Origin of the sequence: Streptomyces sp. NPDC048258, from assembly GCF_043201995.1 — a bacterium.
In the GTDB taxonomy this organism is placed as follows: domain Bacteria; phylum Actinomycetota; class Actinomycetes; order Streptomycetales; family Streptomycetaceae; genus Streptomyces.
Window position 1 is genome coordinate 202,196 of sequence record NZ_JBICZH010000001.1, and the last position, 17,542, is coordinate 219,737.

General features: G+C 71.8%; 17 protein-coding genes and 1 pseudogene. 5 read left to right on the forward strand and 13 right to left on the reverse strand.

What is annotated here, in order from left to right; translation table 11 throughout:
* Window positions 1–4: 4 nt before the first annotated feature.
* The 3 genes from ACGFYQ_RS01010 to ACGFYQ_RS01020 are packed head-to-tail and all read right to left on the reverse strand — an operon-like array spanning window position 5 to window position 1,541.
* Window positions 5–406 (reverse strand): VOC family protein, encoded by a 402-nt coding sequence (locus ACGFYQ_RS01010; RefSeq protein ID WP_393738581.1) that lies wholly within the window; start codon window positions 404–406, stop codon window positions 5–7.
* Window positions 407–459: 53 nt separating this feature from the next.
* On the reverse strand, window positions 460–708 hold the full coding sequence (locus ACGFYQ_RS01015) for a DUF397 domain-containing protein (RefSeq protein WP_393738583.1): 249 nt from the start codon (window positions 706–708) through the stop codon (window positions 460–462).
* Window positions 705–1,541 carry a Scr1 family TA system antitoxin-like transcriptional regulator gene (locus ACGFYQ_RS01020; RefSeq protein WP_393738585.1) on the reverse strand — a complete coding sequence of 279 codons (837 nt, stop codon included), beginning with the start codon at window positions 1,539–1,541 and terminating at the stop codon, window positions 705–707. The genes ACGFYQ_RS01015 and ACGFYQ_RS01020 overlap by 4 nt, the downstream gene beginning before the upstream one ends.
* 127 nt (window positions 1,542–1,668) lie before the next feature.
* On the opposite strand from ACGFYQ_RS01020, the gene ACGFYQ_RS01025 reads away from it, so the two are divergent.
* Window positions 1,669–2,088, forward strand: coding sequence for an ATP-binding protein (locus ACGFYQ_RS01025; protein WP_393738587.1), 420 nt, complete (start codon window positions 1,669–1,671; stop codon window positions 2,086–2,088).
* A gap of 291 nt (window positions 2,089–2,379) precedes the next feature.
* Here ACGFYQ_RS01025 and ACGFYQ_RS01030 read toward each other — a convergent pair whose 3' ends face one another.
* The 4 genes from ACGFYQ_RS01030 to ACGFYQ_RS01045 form a co-directional block, all read right to left on the reverse strand.
* Window positions 2,380–3,069, reverse strand: coding sequence for a hypothetical protein (locus ACGFYQ_RS01030; protein ID WP_393738589.1), 690 nt, complete (start codon window positions 3,067–3,069; stop codon window positions 2,380–2,382).
* A gap of 42 nt (window positions 3,070–3,111) precedes the next feature.
* Window positions 3,112–3,363 carry a hypothetical protein gene (locus tag ACGFYQ_RS01035; protein WP_393738591.1) on the reverse strand — a complete coding sequence of 84 codons (252 nt, stop codon included), beginning with the start codon at window positions 3,361–3,363 and terminating at the stop codon, window positions 3,112–3,114.
* A gap of 44 nt (window positions 3,364–3,407) precedes the next feature.
* Complete coding sequence (locus ACGFYQ_RS01040) at window positions 3,408–4,268, reverse strand: TIGR03619 family F420-dependent LLM class oxidoreductase (protein WP_393738593.1); 861 nt, start codon at window positions 4,266–4,268, stop codon at window positions 3,408–3,410.
* 253 nt (window positions 4,269–4,521) lie between these two features.
* The gene (locus ACGFYQ_RS01045; RefSeq protein WP_393738595.1) at window positions 4,522–5,649 is read right to left on the reverse strand and encodes an ADP-ribosylglycohydrolase family protein; all 1,128 of its coding nucleotides are present in this window, start codon (window positions 5,647–5,649) and stop codon (window positions 4,522–4,524) included.
* A gap of 651 nt (window positions 5,650–6,300) precedes the next feature.
* Here ACGFYQ_RS01045 and ACGFYQ_RS01050 point away from each other — a divergent pair.
* Together ACGFYQ_RS01050 and ACGFYQ_RS01055 are read left to right on the forward strand one after the other, a co-directional pair.
* The gene (locus ACGFYQ_RS01050; protein WP_393738597.1) at window positions 6,301–7,566 is read left to right on the forward strand and encodes an RNA-guided endonuclease InsQ/TnpB family protein; all 1,266 of its coding nucleotides are present in this window, start codon (window positions 6,301–6,303) and stop codon (window positions 7,564–7,566) included.
* 44 nt (window positions 7,567–7,610) lie between these two features.
* Window positions 7,611–7,757 (forward strand): tyrosine-protein phosphatase, encoded by a 147-nt coding sequence (locus ACGFYQ_RS01055; protein WP_393738599.1) that lies wholly within the window; start codon window positions 7,611–7,613, stop codon window positions 7,755–7,757.
* Between the two features lie 60 nt (window positions 7,758–7,817).
* Here ACGFYQ_RS01055 and ACGFYQ_RS01060 read toward each other — a convergent pair whose 3' ends face one another.
* The 3 genes from ACGFYQ_RS01060 to ACGFYQ_RS01070 all read right to left on the reverse strand — a co-directional run bounded on the left by ACGFYQ_RS01060 (window position 7,818) and on the right by ACGFYQ_RS01070 (window position 12,601).
* Complete coding sequence (locus tag ACGFYQ_RS01060) at window positions 7,818–10,394, reverse strand: bifunctional FO biosynthesis protein CofGH (protein WP_393738601.1); 2,577 nt, start codon at window positions 10,392–10,394, stop codon at window positions 7,818–7,820.
* A 51-nt stretch (window positions 10,395–10,445) separates the two neighbouring features.
* On the reverse strand, window positions 10,446–11,228 hold the full coding sequence (locus tag ACGFYQ_RS01065) for an SDR family oxidoreductase (RefSeq protein WP_393738603.1): 783 nt from the start codon (window positions 11,226–11,228) through the stop codon (window positions 10,446–10,448).
* Window positions 11,229–11,377: 149 nt separating this feature from the next.
* Window positions 11,378–12,601, reverse strand: coding sequence for a PLP-dependent aminotransferase family protein (locus tag ACGFYQ_RS01070; RefSeq protein ID WP_393738605.1), 1,224 nt, complete (start codon window positions 12,599–12,601; stop codon window positions 11,378–11,380).
* Between the two features lie 127 nt (window positions 12,602–12,728).
* Here ACGFYQ_RS01070 and ACGFYQ_RS01075 point away from each other — a divergent pair, with 127 nt between their 5' ends.
* Complete coding sequence (locus ACGFYQ_RS01075) at window positions 12,729–13,598, forward strand: hypothetical protein (protein WP_393738607.1); 870 nt, start codon at window positions 12,729–12,731, stop codon at window positions 13,596–13,598.
* A gap of 177 nt (window positions 13,599–13,775) precedes the next feature.
* Here the strand turns inward: ACGFYQ_RS01075 and ACGFYQ_RS01080 are convergent, their stop codons facing one another.
* The 3 genes from ACGFYQ_RS01080 to ACGFYQ_RS01090 form a co-directional block, all read right to left on the reverse strand.
* Entirely contained in the window at window positions 13,776–13,985 is a 210-nt protein-coding gene (locus ACGFYQ_RS01080; RefSeq protein WP_362399399.1) for a DUF397 domain-containing protein, read from the reverse strand.
* A gap of 237 nt (window positions 13,986–14,222) precedes the next feature.
* Window positions 14,223–15,107 carry a helix-turn-helix domain-containing protein gene (locus tag ACGFYQ_RS01085; RefSeq protein ID WP_393738610.1) on the reverse strand — a complete coding sequence of 295 codons (885 nt, stop codon included), beginning with the start codon at window positions 15,105–15,107 and terminating at the stop codon, window positions 14,223–14,225.
* A gap of 223 nt (window positions 15,108–15,330) precedes the next feature.
* Entirely contained in the window at window positions 15,331–16,065 is a 735-nt protein-coding gene (locus ACGFYQ_RS01090; RefSeq protein WP_030390041.1) for a GPP34 family phosphoprotein, read from the reverse strand.
* Window positions 16,066–16,228: 163 nt separating this feature from the next.
* On the opposite strand from ACGFYQ_RS01090, the pseudogene ACGFYQ_RS01095 reads away from it, so the two are divergent.
* A pseudogene (locus ACGFYQ_RS01095) lies at window positions 16,229–17,542 on the forward strand (hypothetical protein); the annotation flags it as partial.

The following is a 17,542-nucleotide window of genomic DNA, read 5'->3' on the forward strand; positions in this document are numbered from 1 at the left end:
CGGCTCAGCCCCAGGTGCGGGAGCTGAGCACGAGGCGGTAGCCGTCGGGGTCGGCGATGGTGACCCCCCACTCGTCCCAGTACGGATTGTGGGCGGCGACCCGGGTCCCGCCGTGTGCGACGAGCCGCTGGACGAGGGCCTCGTCGGGGGCTTCGCCCAGGTAGACGACGAAGAGGTCGTCGACGGTGGGGGAAGGCGCGATCGGATTCCCGGGGTCCCGGGTGAGCTCGAAGTGCCAACCGCCCCCGGCGGGCCCGACCATCAGCAGCTCGTGCTCGCCGGGCTCGATCTGGCCGACGCTGCGCCACTGGACGTCGAGCCCGAGCCCGTCGACGTAGAACCGCTCGGCGGCCGCCAGGTCGAGGGAGGGGCGGGCCATGCGGATGTGGGTACGTGAATCGATCATGATCCGCAGCTTACGAAACGCCGCTGGGGGCGTTTCCCCGGTGCCGCCCAGCGTCAACGGCCCTCGGTGATCCCGCCCAGGAACACGCTCCAGCTCGCGGGCGCCACCGCCAGCTCGGGGCCGGCGGTCACCTTCGAGTCCCGGATGTGGACGGCTTCCGTACAGGCCGCGACCTCGACGCAGTCGTCGCCCTGGCTGCCGCTGAACGTGGACTTGTGCCAGGCGAGGGCGACCTCGACGCAGCTGTCGCCCTCGCTGCCGCTGTAGCTGCTCTTGAACCACCGCAACGGGGAGCTGTTCACAGGGATCCTCGCATTCGCATCAACAGGCCCGCGCTGTCTGCGGGATTGAGGGCCTGGATGCGAAGTTTGGCATACCGCTGGTGGAGGACGCTGACCGCTTTCGGGTCAGAAATGACCCGACCTGTCTTCTGTCCCTCGGTATATCCCAGCCACTCGTGCTCCTCCGATTCGAGGAGCTGGAAGGGGCCGTCGAGCCCCGAATGCTCGGGGCTGGCCAGTGGCATGATCTGTAGATCAACATTCGGCAGCCTCGCGCATTCCAGCAAGTGGTCGATCAGCTCGCGCGTCACCTCCGGCCCGCCCGTCCGTCGCTCGATCACCGACTGCTCGATGATGAAACTGAAGGCGATGAAAGGGGTCTTGAGCAGCAGGGCCTGGCGTTCCAGCCGCCGGGCCACGCGGTCCTCGGCCTCCTCGGGGGTCGGCAGCGGCGGGACGTCGCGGATCTGGACGCGGGCGTAGGCCTCCGTCTGTAAGAGCCCCGGAACCGACCGGCACTCGTACGTGTTCAGAGCCACCGCCTTCTCCTCCAGCTCCGCCCACCGCCTGAACCACCTCGCCAGCCCCCGCCGTCGCGTCAGCTGGGCCGCCGCGATGTGGATGACGCCGAAGGTCTTCAGGGCCTCCTCCGCCCGGTCCACGAACTTCGTCGACGGATGGCGACGGCCCTGCTCCACCGAGCCGACGTACTGGACCGAGTAGCGGATCTCCGCGCCCAGTTGCTCCTGGGTCAGGCCGGCCCGTCTCCGGGAGGCCTTGACCACCTCGCCGAAGTTCCGCAGGTCGCTGTCCGGCTCGACCTCGCCGTCACCGCACTCCTCGGCATGCGCCATCGCGGTCACCTCCCGGCACTCATGCTCACGGACGGTGACCGCTACTGTCCAGATACTCGACTCGTACAGTTGGAAAGTAGCGGTTGCCATGCTGGGAACATCCCTGGCCGCACGGGACGTTGATGCCATGACCGCACCCATCACCCCCACCGGGACCCTCGTACGCGTGTTCACTCAGCGTTTCAGCTGCACCCGGCGCGGGGCCCGCCTCGCCCGCCAGCTGGCCCTCGTGGAACTGCACTCCTGGGGGATCCCCGAGTCCACCGCGCTGTCCGCCGACGCCGGGCTCCTCGTCGCCGAGCTCGCCGCCAACGCCGTTGTCCACGGACGGGTCCCCGGGCGGGACTTCGAGCTCCGGATGACCCTGCTGGAGGGCGTGCTCCGGCTGGAGGTGTCCGACGCCCGCGGGGACCGGCGGCCCGCCGTTCGGCCCCACACCTACCAGGCCGAATCCGGCTACGGGCTCCGCATCGTCGATGCCCTCGCCGCCGACTGGGGGGTCATGGACCGGCTGGTCGGCAAGACGGTCTGGGCGGAGCTGAGCTAGTGCTGTGACCGGCAAGGTTCACCGGGTCGCGACGCCCAGCACGGCACCTCGCCGCGTTGTCGGACCGCGCAAGTACGTCCAGTACGAGCCGCGGCCCTCCGCCTTGCGATGCACCGCACCTGGGGGCACCTCCCAGCGGTAGCTGGGGGAGCCGCGCCCCGGCAAACCTTTCCGGCCACAGCACCAGGGAGCGGCGGCGCGGACCGAGCCGGTGCCGGAGCCGCCGGCGGGCCGCTGCCGGGGGAGCGCCTGCGGGAGGTTCCGGCCGTGCGGCGGCCCCGTAGACGCCTGTCAGGGGCGGCCGCGCCACGGCGGGCCGTGCTTGCGGCGGTGTTGCTCCAGCAGGTCCCGGTCCGAGCGGCGTCGCAGGCCGCCCGAGAACATGGCGGCGCCGACCAGGAGGAAGAGGCCTCCGCTGATGCTCGGGGCGAGGGGGGCGATGGTGCGGTCGTCCGTGGCCTCGATTCTCGGGTCGAGGATGCCGAGCGGGTCCTCGAAGAGGACGACGTGCTGGCCCCGCGTGAACTCGCCGTAGCAGTTCTGCTGTTGACCGAGCTCCCGGACGGTGCCCGAGGGGTCGGCCACGCGGCAGAAGGACCGGGCGTCCCCCTTGAAGTTGGTCCGCTCACCGGTTTCGATGACCACCGCGTCGACCCGCTCGCCGAGCCGCATCGCGTATGCCTCGGACAGGCTGGGTCCGGCGAACACGCCGAGTGCCATGGCCCCGAAGCCGACGATGCTCGCCGCTCCCGCCCGGTTCCAGCCCGAGCCGGCCACGCCCGCGCCGATCCCGGCCGCGGCGAGCACGAGGAGCACGCCGAGCCAGATCAGGCCGTAGGGGTACTGGGCGAGGAAGCCGCCGACCGTGGCCGTCACCGGAATCAGCACGGCCCAGAACAGGCTGTTCCGGGTCCGTGCGGGACCCGGTGGAAGGCCCTCGAAGGACTTCCTCCTGCGCTCGGCTATCCGGGCTTCGTCCACCCCGGCCCCCTCCGTCTGCGTCGCGTGCCACTCGCCCTCACCCTACGCAGGCGCCGGGACGAAGACGCTGACCCGGTAGGTCGTCGGGTGCTGGAGGCGGCCGCAGAACTGGTCCAGCCGCACGAGGTTCGGGTCGGTGACGAGGCCCTCCGCGTACATGCGGTGGATGAAGGTCCGGAACTCCTGGTGGTCCTCGGTGGAAAGGAGCGTCTCCCACCGGCCGGGTCTCCCCACGAGTGACCGCCGGTCCGCCTCCCGGAGGCGTCGGTGCTTGCGTTTGCGCTGGCCTGGCATGCCGACCATGGTCGACGAGGGGGAGCCCCGCGGTCGAAGGGATTTCAGAGGTACTGGGCGAAGTCGTCCAGGGCGCGCAGGATCTCCGACTCGCGGGCCGAGGGGAGTTGGAGGACGACCTCCTCGATGCCGAGGTCGGCGTAGTGGGCCATCTTGCCGGGGTTGGGCTGGACGGCGTACGGGACCACCTGGAGGGACTTCGGGTCGCGCCCGGCGGTCTCCCAGACCTGGCGCAGCACCGGCAGCGACTCGGTGAGGCCGCCGCCGCCGATCGGGAGCCAGCCGTCGGCGTGGTCGGCGATGGCGGCGAACAGCTTCGGGCCGGCCTGGCCGCCCATCAGCGTACGCGGGCCGTACAGGGGCACGCCGGGGCCGAGTTCGCGCGGGGCCTGGGCCGGCTTCGGGTGGGAGTGGCTGGCCTGGACGGAGGAGTACTCGCCGACGTACGCCGTGGGCTCGGGGGCCCACAGGGCGCGCATCAGCGCCATCCGGTCCCGGACGAGCTCGCGTCGGGTGCGCCACTCGACGCCGTGGTCGGCGGCCTCCTCGACGTTCCACCCGTAACCGACGCCGAGGGTGACACGGCCGCCGGAGAGGTGGTCCAGGGTGGCGACCTGCTTGGCGAGGTCGATCGGGTCGTGCTGGGCGACGAGCGTGATGCCGGTCCCGAGGTGCAGCCGCTCGGTCACGGCGGCGGCCTGCCCGAGGGCGACGAAGGGGTCGAGGGTGCGCCCGTACATCTCGGGGAGCTCGCCGCCCATGGGGGCGGCGGTGTCGCGGGAGACCGGGATGTGGGTGTGCTCGGGCAGGTAGAGCCCGGAGAACCCCCGCTCCTCCAGACTCCGCGCGAGGCGTACGGGCGAGACGGTGCGGTCGGTGAGGAAGATGGTCGTGGCGATCCGCATGGCTTCTGGCACCTCCGAGACGTGGGACAGCCAAGGTACGGCGTTCGCCCTACGCACGGCAGGGTGCGTTGACGCCCAAGTCCTTCATGATCCGCCGGACAGAGCCTGGCGGTGAGGCGCTCCAAAACCGGTGGAGCAGCGCCGTTGTGCGCCATTACCGTGCTGCCGAACCCAGTCGTCTGGTCAAGGACGCTCAAGCGCTGAGCCTTCCTCGGGACCAGGGGCTTGTCCGGCAGGTTCCGCCGGACAGGCCCTAGCCGCGCGGGTAGCGGGTCAGCCAGGCGGGGGACGAGAGGGTGGGGCCGTGGAGGGCCGGGCCCTGGGTCATTTCCAGGGCGAAGTCGTCGGCGAGTTCCAGGACCGTGGCGCGGCCTTCGAGGTCGGCGAGCCAGGCGGCCGGGAGGGCCGTCTCGCCGTGGAGGGCGCCCAGCAGCGCCCCGCACAGGGCGCCGGCGGCGGTGGAGTCCCCGCCGTGGTTGACGGCGAGGCGCAGGCCGTGGGCGATGTCCTCGGCGACCAGGGCGCAGTAGACGGCCACGGCCAGGGCGTCCTCCGCTGCGTGGTCGGCGCCGGGGGCGAGGGCTTCGACGGCGTGGGGGCCCGGCACGCCCTGGGTGACCGCCGACAGCGCGCGCTGGAGGGCGTCGGCGACGGGCTGGTGGCCCGGGCGGGTGCCCAGCAGGCCGAGGGCGCGCTGGACCGCGGAGTCGAGGGATTCGCCGCGGGTCAGACCGTGGACGATGACGGCGAAGGCCCCGGCCGAGAGGTACGCGGTGGGGTGGCCGTGGCTCTGCGTGGCGCACTCGACGGCGAGTTGGAGGACCAGGGAGGGCTCCCAGCCGACGAGCAGCCCGAAGGGGGCCGAGCGGGCGGTGGCGGCCGCGTCCCGGGCGGCGGGGTTCTTCGGGTGGGCGAGGGTGCCGAGGATGTCGTCGGCGAAGCCGGTCATGCAGGCGCGGGCCGGGTCGCGGCGGGTGTAGAGCCACTCCTCCCGCGCGAGCCAGCCGTCGTCCTTGCGGCGCTCGTCGGGGCCCCAGTCGTGCTGGGTGGCCGCCCAGCGGAGGTAGGCGCGGTGGACGTCGGTGGGCGGGTGCCAGGCGCCGGTGTCGCGGCGTACGTGGGCCCGTATGAGGCCGTCCACGGTGAAGAGGGTGAGCTGGGTGGCGGCGGTGACGGCGCCGCGGCGGCCGTGCGCGGGCGCGGGGTGGGTCAGGCCCTCCGGCCCGTGGGCCTCGCGGATCCCGTCGAGGGAGAGGCCGGCGACGGGCGCGCCGAGGGCGTCGCCGAGGGCGGAACCGAGGAGCGTGCCGCGGACCCGGCTGCGGAAGTCCTGCTGCTCGGCGCGGCCCCACAGGCCGGTGTTCGAGGAAGCGGTGCGCATGCCGCGGCCGTCCGTGGGTCCGGCAGGTCCTGCCTGGCTCATCTGTCCCGGTTGGCTCGTGTGCCCTGTCGGGCCCGTGTATCCCGCCTGGGCCGCCGGGCTCAACTGCCCTGCGGGGCTCAACTGCCCCGCCGGTCCCGTCGGGTTCGCGGCGAAGGCCGGTCCGCCGGGTGTGTCCGTACCGCCCGCCGTGCCCTGAATGACCACCGCGCCTGCCCCGATCGACTCGTCCACCGCCCCCACCGTCCCCCGCCCGTGCAGGCCACCGCCCCCGCGACAGCACTGGCGCGCACTGTAGTGGACACCCCCGGTCGATGCCGGAAGGAGTCCGTCGAGCGGCCCGCATGAGAGCGGAGAACGGCCGGAACCCGAACGCTTCCGGCCGCCACCCTGGCCGGTGGCACGTTTTGTCAGTCGCCTTCGGAGTGGCTGTTTTCGGCCACGCCTCGTTCATCGGGCGTTCTCTCCGCCCGCCCAGCCTCACAGGCATGAAGAAGGCACTCTTCGTCGCGACCCTCGTCTCGGTATGTGGTGGCGGAAGCCGCGTCGACGCGAAGGTCATGGATGACGCCATGGGTGCCGTTGATATCCGGATTAAGCCTTCAGCAGCCGAAATCTGCCGATACGCTTGTGGCTGTGAGTCAAGGAGCCTTGGAAAAGCGGCAGTTCGGGCACCGCGCCCGGCTGGTGCTTGACCTTGCGCTCTTACGGAAGACCGATGACCAGGCGCACGCGGCCCGCACGATGTGGAACCTCCTCCACGCGTGGTGGCAGATGATGCCGAAGGACAGGCGGACTCTGGCGAATGCGGACGCCGCGATACGCCAGGCCCGCAAGGACATCGACTTCCTCGCCGTCCTCCCCGCGCAGGCCGCGCAGGCGGTGCTCAAGACGTACTTCCAGGCCTGGAAGAACTGCTGGGATGGGCGTGCGGACGCCCCGAACTTCAAGGGCCGGTTCCGGTCGGTGATGTCGGTGGACATCCCGCAGGGCCGGGACCTGAACGTTGTCCGCGTGCACCGCAGGTGGGGCGTGGTCAACATCCCCAAGGTCGGACGTGTCCGCTTCCGGTGGACCAAAGACCTGCCCGTGGGCAAGCGCGCCAGCACCGACAACCGGATCACCGGGGCCCGGCTGGTCAAGGACGCCCTTGGCTGGCACATCGCCTTCCGCGTCCAGACCCTTGAGCGCCAGCCCGAGCCGCACACCGGCCCGGAGGTCGGCATCGACGTCGGGGTGACCGTGCCCGTGGCCCTCTCCGACGGCACCACCTACGGGCACGACGAATGGCTGACCGCCAAGGAGAAGGTCAAGCTGCTCCGGCTGGAGCAGCGGGCCGCACACCGCAAGACCTTCCGCAAACCCGCAGAACGCACCTCCGGGCGGCTGCGGGCCACCTATGACCAGATCGCAGGACTCCGCGCGAAAGCCAAGCGCAGGGCACTCGACTGGCAGCACCAGACCACCACCTCCATCGCCAACAAGTACGGCACTGTGGTGGTCGAGGCACTCCACATCACGAGCATGGTCAGGTCCGCCAAGGGCACCGTCGAGGCGCCGGGGAAGAACGTCGCCCAGAAGTCCGGCCTCAACCGGTCCATCAGCGGTGAGGCATGGGGGCGTACGGTCACGATGCTGGCGTACAAGACCGCCCGCCAGGGCGGCACCCTCGTCAAGGTCCCCGCACCCGACACCTCACGGCGCTGCTCCGCCTGCGGCTTGATCACCCCCGGCAGCCGGGAAGACCAGGCCACGTTCGTATGCAAGAACCCCGACTGCGGATGGACCGGCAACGCCGACCACAACGCATCCCGGAACGTCTTGCACCTGTACCGGATGGGCCTCGCGCTCATCCCGGCTGCCGGGAGGGCAGTCGTCAGGCGCGCTCGTCGCGTCAAGCCCGCCACCGCAAGGTAGGAGGGAATCTCCCGGCATCAGCCAGGAGAGCACTTCAAAAGCCGATGCTCGACGTCCGCCCCGAGTACCTCAACGCGGGCTACGACGAGGTCTCGGCGAAGTACGGCTCCTTCGACCGCTACCTCAAGGACGGGCTCGGCATCGACGCCCGCGAGCTGAAGCAGCTCAAGAAGGACCTCCTCGTCGGCTGACCCGGCCCAGGAGCGGCGGAGCCCGGCCGGATCCCTCCCCGGCCGGGCTCCGCCCCTTCCTCAATCCAGCACCGGCAGCAGCTCCGGCAGGTGTCCGTCCGAGCCGCGCGCCGCGTCCTGGCGTTCCTGCGGCACCTCGCCGTACAGCGTCGTACGGGCCTTCGCGGGCCGCCCCGCCGCCTCGGCCACGGCGATCAGGTCCTGCACCGACTTGTACGAGCCGTAACTCGACCCCGCCATCCGCGAGATCGTCTCCTCCATCAGCGTCCCGCCGAGGTCGTTGGCCCCGGACCGGAGCATCTCGGCCGCGCCCTCCGAGCCCAGCTTGACCCAGCTGGTCTGGATGTTGGGGATGTGCGGGTGGAGCAGGATCCGGGCCATCGCCGTCACCGCCCGGTTGTCGCGGACCGTGGGGCCGGGCCGGGCGATGCCCGCCAGATACACGGGCGCGTTGGTGTGGATGAACGGGAGCGTCACGAACTCCGTGAAACCGCCGGTCTGTTGCTGGATCCGCGCCAGCGTACGGAAGTGCCCGAGCCAGTGCCGCGGCTGGTCCACGTGCCCGTACATCATCGTGGACGAGGAGCGGATCCCGAGCTCGTGCGCCGTGGTGACGACGTCGATCCAGTCCGCCGTCGGCAGCTTGCCCTTGGTCAGCACCCAGCGGACCTCGTCGTCCAGGATCTCCGCCGCCGTGCCCGGGATGGAGTCCAGCCCGGCCTCCTTGGCCGCCGTCAGCCAGTCCCGTACGGACATCCCCGTACGCGTCGCGCCGTTGACGACCTCCATCGGGGAGAAGGCGTGCACGTGCATCCCGGGGACACGCTGCTTCACCGCGCGCGCGATGTCGAAGTACGCCGTCCCGGGCAGGTCCGGGTGGATGCCGCCCTGCATGCACACCTCGACCGCGCCGACGTCCCAGGCCTGGGCGGCGCGGTCGGCGACCTGGTCCAGGGAGAGCGTGTAGGCGTCGGCGTCCGTGCGGCGCTGTGCGAAGGCGCAGAAGCGGCAGCCGGTGTAGCAGACGTTGGTGAAGTTGATGTTGCGCGTGACGATGTACGTGACCTCGTCGCCCACGACCGACTTGCGCAGGTCGTCCGCGATCCGGCACAGGGCGTCCAGCGCCGGGCCGTCCGCGTGCAGCAGGGCCAGGGCCTGCGCGTCGGTCAGCTTCGTCGGGTCGTCGGCGGCCTGCGCGAGCGCGGCCCGTACGTCCGTGTCGATGCGCTCCGGCACCATTCCGGGGGCCGCGGCCTCGCGCAGCGCCTCCCAGTCGCCGTAGACGTGGTCGAAGTCGTCGCGGCGGTCGCCGGTGCGGCCCTCCGTGTCGATCGTGGTGTGCAGGTCGGTGCGCCCGTACGCGGTGAAGCCCTCGTCCGGCTCCTGCCACGGCCGGCCCTCGACCGCCGCGGCCTCGTTCGCCAGCCCCGTCTCCGCGTCGGCCAGCGCGCGTACGTGCGGCAGCAGCCGGGGGTCCAGCCAGGGTTCGCCGCGCTGGAGGAACTCGGGGTAGATCGTCAGGCGTTCGCGCAGTTCGAAGCCGGCGGCGGCGGTGCGCCCGGCCAGCTCCTCGATGTGCGGCCAGGGGCGCTCGGGGTTGACGTGGTCGGGGGTGAGCGGGGAGACCCCGCCCCAGTCGTCGATGCCCGCGCCGATGAGCAGCGCGTACTCGGCGTCCACCAGGTTCGGCGGCGCCTGGATCCGGGCGCTCGGGCCCAGGATGTGCCGGGCGACGGCGATGGCCGCGGCCAGCTCCTCCAGCTCCGCGTCCGGCATGCCGCGCATGGCGGTGTCCGGCTTGGCGCGGAAGTTCTGGACGATGACCTCCTGGATGCCGTGGTAGCTGCGCTGGATGCGGCGCAGCTCGAAGAAGGCGTCGGCGCGCTCCTCGTACGACTCGCCGATGCCGATGAGGACGCCGGTGGTGAAGGGCACGTTGGAGCGCCCGGCGTCCTCCAGCACCCGCAGCCGTACGGCCGGCTCCTTGTCGGGGGAGCCGTGGTGGGGGCCGCCCGGCTCGGACCACAGGCGGGTGGCGGTGGTCTCCAGCATCATGCCCATGGACGGCGCGACGGGCTTGAGGCGCTGGAGGTCGGACCAGGTCATGACGCCCGGGTTGAGGTGCGGCAGCAGGCCCGTCTCCTCCAGCACGCGGATGGCCATGGCGCGCACGTAGGCGAGGGTGTCGTCGTATCCGTGCGCGTCGAGCCACTCGCGGGCCTCGGGCCAGCGGTCCTCGGGGCGGTCGCCGAGGGTGAAGAGGGCTTCCTTGCAGCCCATCGCCGCGCCCTGGCGCGCGATGTCGAGGACCTCGTCGGGGGAGAGGTACAGACCGTGGCCGCTCTTGCGCAGCTTGCCGGGGACGGTGACGAAGGTGCAGTAGTGGCACTTGTCGCGGCAGAGGCGGGTGAGGGGGATGAAGACCTTGCGGGAGTAGGTGATGACACCGGGGCGCCCGGCGGCGGCCAGCCCGGCGTCCCTTACCCGTGCGGCGGAGGCGGCGAGGTCCTTGAGGGCCTCGCCGCGCGCCTGGAGGAGTACGGCCGCCTCGGTCGCGTCGAGCGCGACGCCGTCGCGGGCCCGCCGGAGCGCGCGGCGCATCGCGTTTTCGGTCGGAGCGTCACTCGGAGTGGTCATGGGCCGAGCATACGATCCGATGTTCCGGCGGTGGGGTGGCCGTGGAGTGGCTCATCTCATCAGCTCACCGGCGTTGACCAGCAAGGACTGGCCGGTTATCGCCCGCGCCCGGTCGGAGGCGAAGAAGACGGCGGCGTCGGCGACGTCCCCGTCGGTGGCGAGGTCGGGCAGCGCCATGCGCTCGGTGAGGCGGGCGTGGACCTCGGCCTCGGGGACGCCCTCGGTGTGGGCGGAGAAGGTGACGAAGGCCTGCACGGGCGGGCCCCACATCCAGCCGGGCAGCACGGTGTTGACGCGGATCCGGTGGGGGCCGAGCTCGCGGGCCATGGAGTACATGGCCGAGGTCAGGGCCCCTTTGGAGGCGGCGTAGGCGGCCTGCTGGACCTCGTTGGGCGCGGCCACCGCGGACTGCGTCCCGATGATCACGACGGATCCGCCGCGCTCCTTGAGGGCGGGCAGGCAGGCCCGGGTCATGCGCAGGGTCCCGAGCAGGTTCACGTCGATGATCTGCTGCCAGGTCCCGAAGTCGGCGTCTTCCAGCCCGCCGAAGTACGAGTCCCAGGCGGCGACGTGCACGACGGCGTCGATCCGGCCGAAGCGCGCCCGCGCCAGCTCGGCCAGCGCCTCGCACTGCCGCTCGTTGCCGATGTCGGTGGCCAGGTGGGCGGTGTGCGCGCCGTCGGGGTCGATCTCGGCGGCGGACTTGGCCAGATTGGCCTCGGTCCGCGCTCCGAGCACGGCATTCCCGCCGTCGCGCACGACGGCGGCGGCCACCTGGTGCCCGAGTCCGGCCCCGACCCCGGAGACGATGACGGTCTTCCCTTGCAGCAGCATGACGGGCCTCCACACGCGGCGTATCTGACGGTCCGTCAGGCTACGGCCGCCGCCCGGTGATGTGAAGGGGTGGGAGCGGGGCTTCCGAGGGTGGGAACGATCCCGGTCGGCGCGCCCCGTCCGCCCCGCGTCGCTCCCCGTCAGCCCCGTCAGTGCCCACCGGACTCCGCCAGCGCGCGCCCCAGGCGGGCGACGCCCTCGGCGATCTCCTCCGGGGTGTGCGTCGTGAACGTGAGGCGGAGGGTGCGGGGGTCCGGGGGGCCCGTGAAGAAGGGGGAGCCCGGGACGAAGGCGACCTCGTGGGTGAGGGCCGTCTTGAGGAGGGCCGTCGCGTCGTGGTCCTGCGGGAGGCGGGCCCAGACGAACATGCCTCCCTCCGGGCGGTTCCACGCCGAGCCCGCCGGGAGGGCCCCGGCCAGGCCCGCCAGCAGGGCGTCGCGGCGGGAGCGGTAGGCCGCGCGGACCGTGGCGATGTGGGCGTCCAGGTCCGACGCGGCCAGGTAGTGGGCGGCGGCCAGCTGGTCCACCGTCGAGGTGTGCAGGTCGGCCGCCTGCTTCGCGACCACCGCGGCCCGGCGCAGTGCCGCCGGGGCCCGCAGCCAGCCCAGCCGCAGGCCCGGCGCCATGATCTTCGAGAAGCTGCCGAGCAGCGCCGTGCGGTCCTCCGCCCCCGGGTGGGCCGCCAGCCACGGCACCTCCGCACCCTCGTAGCGGAGGTCCCCGTACGGGTCGTCCTCGACGAGCCAGAGCCCGAGGCGCGCCGCCGTCTCCGCCACCGCCGCCCGCCGGACCCCCGGCAGGGTGCGTCCCGTCGGGTTCTGGAAGGTGGGGACGGTGTAGAGCAGCTTGGGGCGTTCCCGTGCGACGGTCTCCGCCAGGGCGTCGGGGAGGATGCCCTCCTCGTCGCAGGGGACGGGCACCACCCGCGCCCCGGCCAGTCCGAAGCACTGGAGCGCCGCCAGGTACGTGGGGTTCTCGACCAGGACCACGTCCCCGGGCTCGATCAGGGCGCTCGTGACGAGGGTGAGGGCCTGCTGGGAGCCCGAGGTGACGACCACGTCGTCGGCGTCCGTCGCCAGCCCCCGCGCCGTCGCCCGCCGCGCGACGGCCGCGCGCAGCTCCGGCGCCCCCTCGGTGGTCGAGTACTGGAGCGCCCGCCGCGCGGAGGCCGCGAAGGCGGCGTCGTACGCGGCCCGCAGCCCCTCGGTGTCGAAGAGTTCGGGCGCGGGGAGGCCGCCGGCGAAGGAGATGATCCCGGGGCGTTCGGTGAGCGCGAGGATCTCGCGCACGGGCGAACCGCCCACCGAGGCGGCACGCGCGGCGAACGCGGGCGGCGGCGCGAGGACGGCGGAGAGGGCGGCTTCAGCGGGCACGGGAGCTCCTCGGGGAGTCGGGTGCGCGCATCGTAGCCACAGAAAGATGCAGACGGCACCTATGTGTCACATCGTGAACGGGCCCCGGACCCTCCCCATCTGACGACATATCAGCTAGACCGGTCCCATGACGACAGAAGAGCAGGGCGGGCAGCCGCAGCAGGACACCCGTGTCGACGACTACGCCGGGCTCGCGGCCGTCGGGCCCTACGGCGTCCGCCCCGGTCACGCGCTGATCACCATGGTGGAACCGCACCCGGGGCACGAGTACGCGTACAACCGCTGGTACGAGGACGACCACTACTACGCCGGCGCCATGGCCATGCCCTGGATGTACGCGGGCCGCCGCTGGGTGGCCACCCGTGAGCTCCAGGAGCTGCGCTACCCCGAGAAGTCGGCGGTCGCCCAGCCGGTCACCGCCGGCTGCTACATGTCCACGTACTGGGTCACCGAGGGCCGCTACGACGAGCACATGAAGTGGACCGTCGGGATCAACAAGCGGCTCAACCGCGACGGCCGGGTCTACCAGGACCGCACCCACGTGTTCACGGCCTTCCAGGACCACGCGGCCACCGTCTACCGTGACGGCGCCGCCGGCCCGCGCGACTTCCACGCCCTCGACCACCCGTACGCGGGCCTCGTCGTGCAGGTCGTCGACGCCGACGGGCCCGAGCAGCGGGCCGAACTGCTGGAGTGGCTGCGCGTACGCGCCCTGCCCGGGCGGCTGCACGGCTCTCCGGCCGCGATGGTGACGGTCTTCCGGCCCACGCCGCTGCCCGGCGACCGGATGACGTACGTCAAGCAGGTCGAGGGGGTCGACACCCGCCTCACGCTGCTGTGGTTCCTGGAGCAGGACCCCCGGGAGCAGGCCTGCTGGGGCCACTTCCAGGGGCTGGACGCCGAGGTCGCGGAGGCGGGGCTGGGGCGGGTGGAGCTGGTGGCGCCGTTCATCCCCACGGTTCCGGGGACCGACCGGTACGTCGACCAGCTGCGGTGACCGTACCCGGGCGGACCCGGACGTGGCCGAGCCCCCTCGGCCAGGACGGCGGCCAGTCGAGAGGGCTCCAGTCAGTGGTGCGGGGTCGTGCTGGTCGTGCGGGTGGTGCCGGTGGTGCGGATGATGCTGGTCGTACGGATGGTGCGTCCGAGGCGGCTGGGGCGCATGCCGTGACGTTCAGGCGAGGCGTCCCAGCCGACCCTCGGTGACACCGTCGACGAACGAGGTCCAGGAGCCGGGCGCGAAGGTGAGGGACGGGCCGTCCTGCACCTTCGAGTCGCGGACCGCGATGGCCTCCATGACGGGCGACTTGACCTCGACGCAGGCACCGTTGGCGGAATAGGAGGACTTGGTCCAGTTGTCCGTGGCGCCCTGGCGAATAGCCATGTTTCTCTCCGGTTCAGCGAGTAGTTCCGTTGGCGTGTCGGCCACTTCTCCGGCTGACGTGATCGACGCTACCCGCAGCTCCTGATAGGTGAAGGAGCCGTTCACCCGACCGAGTGGCATATTCCAGTCAGGGCTTATGCGGCCGGGGAGTGACGGTGTACCGTACCGGCCCCGCCGCCCGCCACCGTCACCGTCACTCTCCCGGACTCACCCGGACCGTCCCGGATTCCCGCGGATTCATTCGCCCTTGCCGGCGTAGTGGTCGATGATCCCGGAGATGAACTCCCGCGTCTGGTCGACATTGAGGGCCTGGGCGCGCAGGTGCTCGTACATCACGCTGTACTTCTGCACGTCGTTGGCCTTCTCCAGGTACAGATCGCTCGTCACGCCCTCGATGTAGACCACGGTCGAGTCGGACGCGTCCGGGAATTCCAGAATGGCGTACTGGCCGTTGACGCCGGGGTGCGCGCCGAGCGAGAACGGCATCACCTGCACCGTGACGTGCGGCTGTTCCGACTGCTCTATCAAGTACTCCAGCTGCCGGATCATCAGCTGGGCATCGCCCACGCGCCGGCGCAGCGCGGCCTCGTCGATGACCGCCCACAGGCGCAGCGGCCCGATCTCCGGGTTGTTGTTGTCCGTCTCGGAGAGCCGTTTCTGCCGGTGCATCCGGACCTGGACGCGCTTCTCCACGTCGGCCGGAGCGGTCTCCGGCCACGCGCCGCGGACGAGGGCCTGGGCGTACTCCGTGGTCTGGAGCAGTCCCGGGATCACCAGCGGCTCGTACGTGCGCAGGCTCGCGGCGTCCGTCTCCAGGCCGATGTAGACGCTGTACGGGATGTCTCCGAAGGCGTGCCACCAGCCCTGCTGGCGGGAGTCCTTGGCCATCTGCATGAGCGAGTCCACCAGCCGGGGGTCCTCCACCTCGTACACCTCGCACAGGTCGCGGACGTCGCGCTGGCTGATGGAACGGCGGCCGTTCTCCAGTCTGCTGATCTTGGACTGGGAGACGAGCAGGCGCTCGGCGACCTGTTCGGCCGTCATGCCCTTGTCCTCGCGGAGCTTGCGCAACTCCATGCCCAGTCGGCGGCGTCGGACGGTGGGATTGACATTGGACGCCACGTGAACGGCACCTCCGCCTTCTTCTGTCGCGGTCTCTCTGCGTGTCTGATGTCGAGCAGACTGCCACCGAAGCGGGCGCCACCGCTGGGGAACGGCCGGGAAAACAGACGCGCGGGGCGGCGCGACCGGTGTACCGGCCTCGTCACCCCGCGCGCTGGCGGCTCCCGAACCGGGTCTTTGCGGACGTCGGTTACGGCGATGGCAATGCGATGGAGCGGGTGGATCAGTGCGCGGCCGCGCGGGCCATCGCACCGGTCCGGCGCGGCTGCAGCGGAACGCTGCTCGCCGTGGCCCGGGCCGGCGGTGCCGGTGCGCGGTCACGGCGTGGCTGTGCGGCCACACCGTTCTGGACGTCCATCACGGCGTGCGCCACGAGTCCGCCCATCGGGTCGTGCCGGATCAGGTCCCGCAGCCGGGACCTGGACGACCGACCCTCGTTGCCGGGGTACAGGTGCTTGCCGAGTCCGACCGCGTGGGCCAGTGCGGCAAGCGCCGCGGTCCGCGGGTCCGGCGGTACGCCGGTGCGGATCGCACTGTCGAGCCGGGCGCGTATCTCCCGGCTGATCTCCGTGTCCGTCGCCTGGTAGCGAGTTGTCGGCAGCACCCCGCACATCTGTCCCGCGACGGCATGGACCATGCCGCAGCGCTCCAGGTGGGCGAGGTAAATCTGGCGGAGCCCCAGTCGGGGTCCACCGATCCAGTGGACGGCCCGTACCGGGCTGCCGCGCCTGCGCAGCAGTTCCAGTGCGGAGTCCAGAGTCGGATCTCCTGTCGGCCGTGGCATCACCACGGCGATACGATCCCCGTCAGGGGCTATCCGTCCTGCCAGAGCCAGCTCCACTAGCTGTGCCCCGGCCAGGCCGAGGTCGAGCGACTGCGGCTGCGCCGTGGTACCCGTGGCCGGGTCCAAGGCGAGCAGCAGAAGCTCCTCCGGAATTGTTCTGCGGCTCCTGCCCATCCATGCCTCCCCGCGTGGATGAGTGACAGGGTGACGCCTCTCACATTCATCTGTCGAGAGCGCGTGGCCGCTTTGTGGGGGAACCCGCAGCTATGTCGTTCTCGTCTAGCACGTGGGCGATGCCCCCTAGACGGGACACTGTTAGACATTCGGACAGCCGGACGTGGCGACGATGGAGGAGGAACTGGTGGCGGGCGAGTCCCCCGACAAGTCGGTTGATGAAGGAGCGCCGGGGGCGGCGTCGACCTCCGCGGAGCGTGATCCGAGGCTGTCGGTGTTCCGGCCGCGGGACCCTGCGGGTGGCGATCCCTCTGCGGGTGCCGAGTCCCCTGCGGGGGAGCGGGATCCGCTGCGGGATGCGGTGGCGGCGTGGGTCGCCGGCGCCGACGAGTCCCCCTCCGGGGAGGACCGGGCTCCGGAACCGGGGAGCGAGACGGCGGTGTTCACGCCGGTCCCCGACCCCGCCGAGTCCTCCGGACGGGCGGAACCGGCCCCTGCTTCCGCGCCTGCGGCCGCGCCGGGCCCGAGTTCGGATGCCGAAGCCGAAGCCGAGGCGGCGGATTCCGCTTCCGCGCGGCCGAAGCCGGCTGATTCCGTTTCGCGTCCGGCCGATGTGCCTGCCGACTCCGCTCCGGCGGGGTCAACGGCGGCCTCGGCTGGTCGGCCTGCCGATTCCGCTCCGGCGGAGCCGAAGGCCGCCCCGGCCGGTCGGCCCGACGATTCCGTTCCGGCGGAGCCGAAGGCTGCCGTCGCCGCCGAGTCGGCCGACAGCGAGCGCACCGCCGTTTTCCGCGCCGTGAAGCCGGCTGCCGCCGAAAGCCCTGCGGATTCCGCTTCGGTGGCGCCAGCGCCGGCCGGACGACCTGCCGACTCCGGTTCGGCTGCGCCGAAGACGACCCCGACTCAGAAGTCGGCGGGCGCCGAGCGGCCTGCGGATTCGGTTTCGGCGTCGCCAACGGCCGACTCTGCGGCCGTGAGGCCGACTGCTGCCGAGCGGCCTGCCGACTCCGGTCCGGCTGCGCCGAAGGCGACCCCGACTCAGAAGTCGGCCGGTGCCGAGCCGTCTGCGGATTCCGCTTCGGCGTCGCCGAAGGCCCCCGCTGTGCGGCCTGTTGATTCCTCCGGTTCGGCCGAGCCGAAGGCGGCCCCGGCTGGCCGGCCTGCTGATTCCGGTTCGGGCAAGCCCGAGGGTGTCGTCGGCGGCGAGGCGGCCGACAGTGAGCGCACTGCCGTTTTCCGTGCCGTGAGGCCGACTGCCGTCGAGCGGCGTGCGGATTCCGCTTCGGTTCCGCCGAAGGCTGCCCCGGCGGCTGGCGAACCTGCCGCTGCCGACCGCTCTGCCAACTCCGGTTCGGCCGAGCCGAAGGCGGCCCCGGCCGGTCGGCCTGCTGATTCCGGTTCGGGCAAGCCCGAGGGTGTCGTCGGCGGCGAGGCGGCCGACAGTGAGCGCACTGCCGTTTTCCGTGCCGTGAGGCCG

Bases quoted from the DNA above. Each gene is read 5' to 3' on its own strand.
- ACGFYQ_RS01010 (WP_393738581.1), bottom strand. From the start codon at position 406: ATGATCGATTCACGTACCCACATCCGCATGGCCCGCCCCTCCCTCGAC.
- ACGFYQ_RS01020 (WP_393738585.1), bottom strand. From the start codon at position 1,541: ATGGCGCATGCCGAGGAGTGCGGTGACGGCGAGGTCGAGCCGGACAGC.
- ACGFYQ_RS01025 (WP_393738587.1), top strand. From the start codon at position 1,669: ATGACCGCACCCATCACCCCCACCGGGACCCTCGTACGCGTGTTCACT.
- ACGFYQ_RS01035 (WP_393738591.1), bottom strand. From the start codon at position 3,363: ATGCCAGGCCAGCGCAAACGCAAGCACCGACGCCTCCGGGAGGCGGAC.
- ACGFYQ_RS01040 (WP_393738593.1), bottom strand. From the start codon at position 4,268: ATGCGGATCGCCACGACCATCTTCCTCACCGACCGCACCGTCTCGCCC.
- ACGFYQ_RS01045 (WP_393738595.1), bottom strand. From the start codon at position 5,649: ATGCGCACCGCTTCCTCGAACACCGGCCTGTGGGGCCGCGCCGAGCAG.
- ACGFYQ_RS01055 (WP_393738599.1), top strand. From the start codon at position 7,611: ATGCTCGACGTCCGCCCCGAGTACCTCAACGCGGGCTACGACGAGGTC.
- ACGFYQ_RS01060 (WP_393738601.1), bottom strand. From the start codon at position 10,394: ATGACCACTCCGAGTGACGCTCCGACCGAAAACGCGATGCGCCGCGCG.
- ACGFYQ_RS01065 (WP_393738603.1), bottom strand. From the start codon at position 11,228: ATGCTGCTGCAAGGGAAGACCGTCATCGTCTCCGGGGTCGGGGCCGGA.
- ACGFYQ_RS01075 (WP_393738607.1), top strand. From the start codon at position 12,729: ATGACGACAGAAGAGCAGGGCGGGCAGCCGCAGCAGGACACCCGTGTC.
- ACGFYQ_RS01080 (WP_362399399.1), bottom strand. From the start codon at position 13,985: ATGGCTATTCGCCAGGGCGCCACGGACAACTGGACCAAGTCCTCCTAT.
- ACGFYQ_RS01090 (WP_030390041.1), bottom strand. From the start codon at position 16,065: ATGGGCAGGAGCCGCAGAACAATTCCGGAGGAGCTTCTGCTGCTCGCC.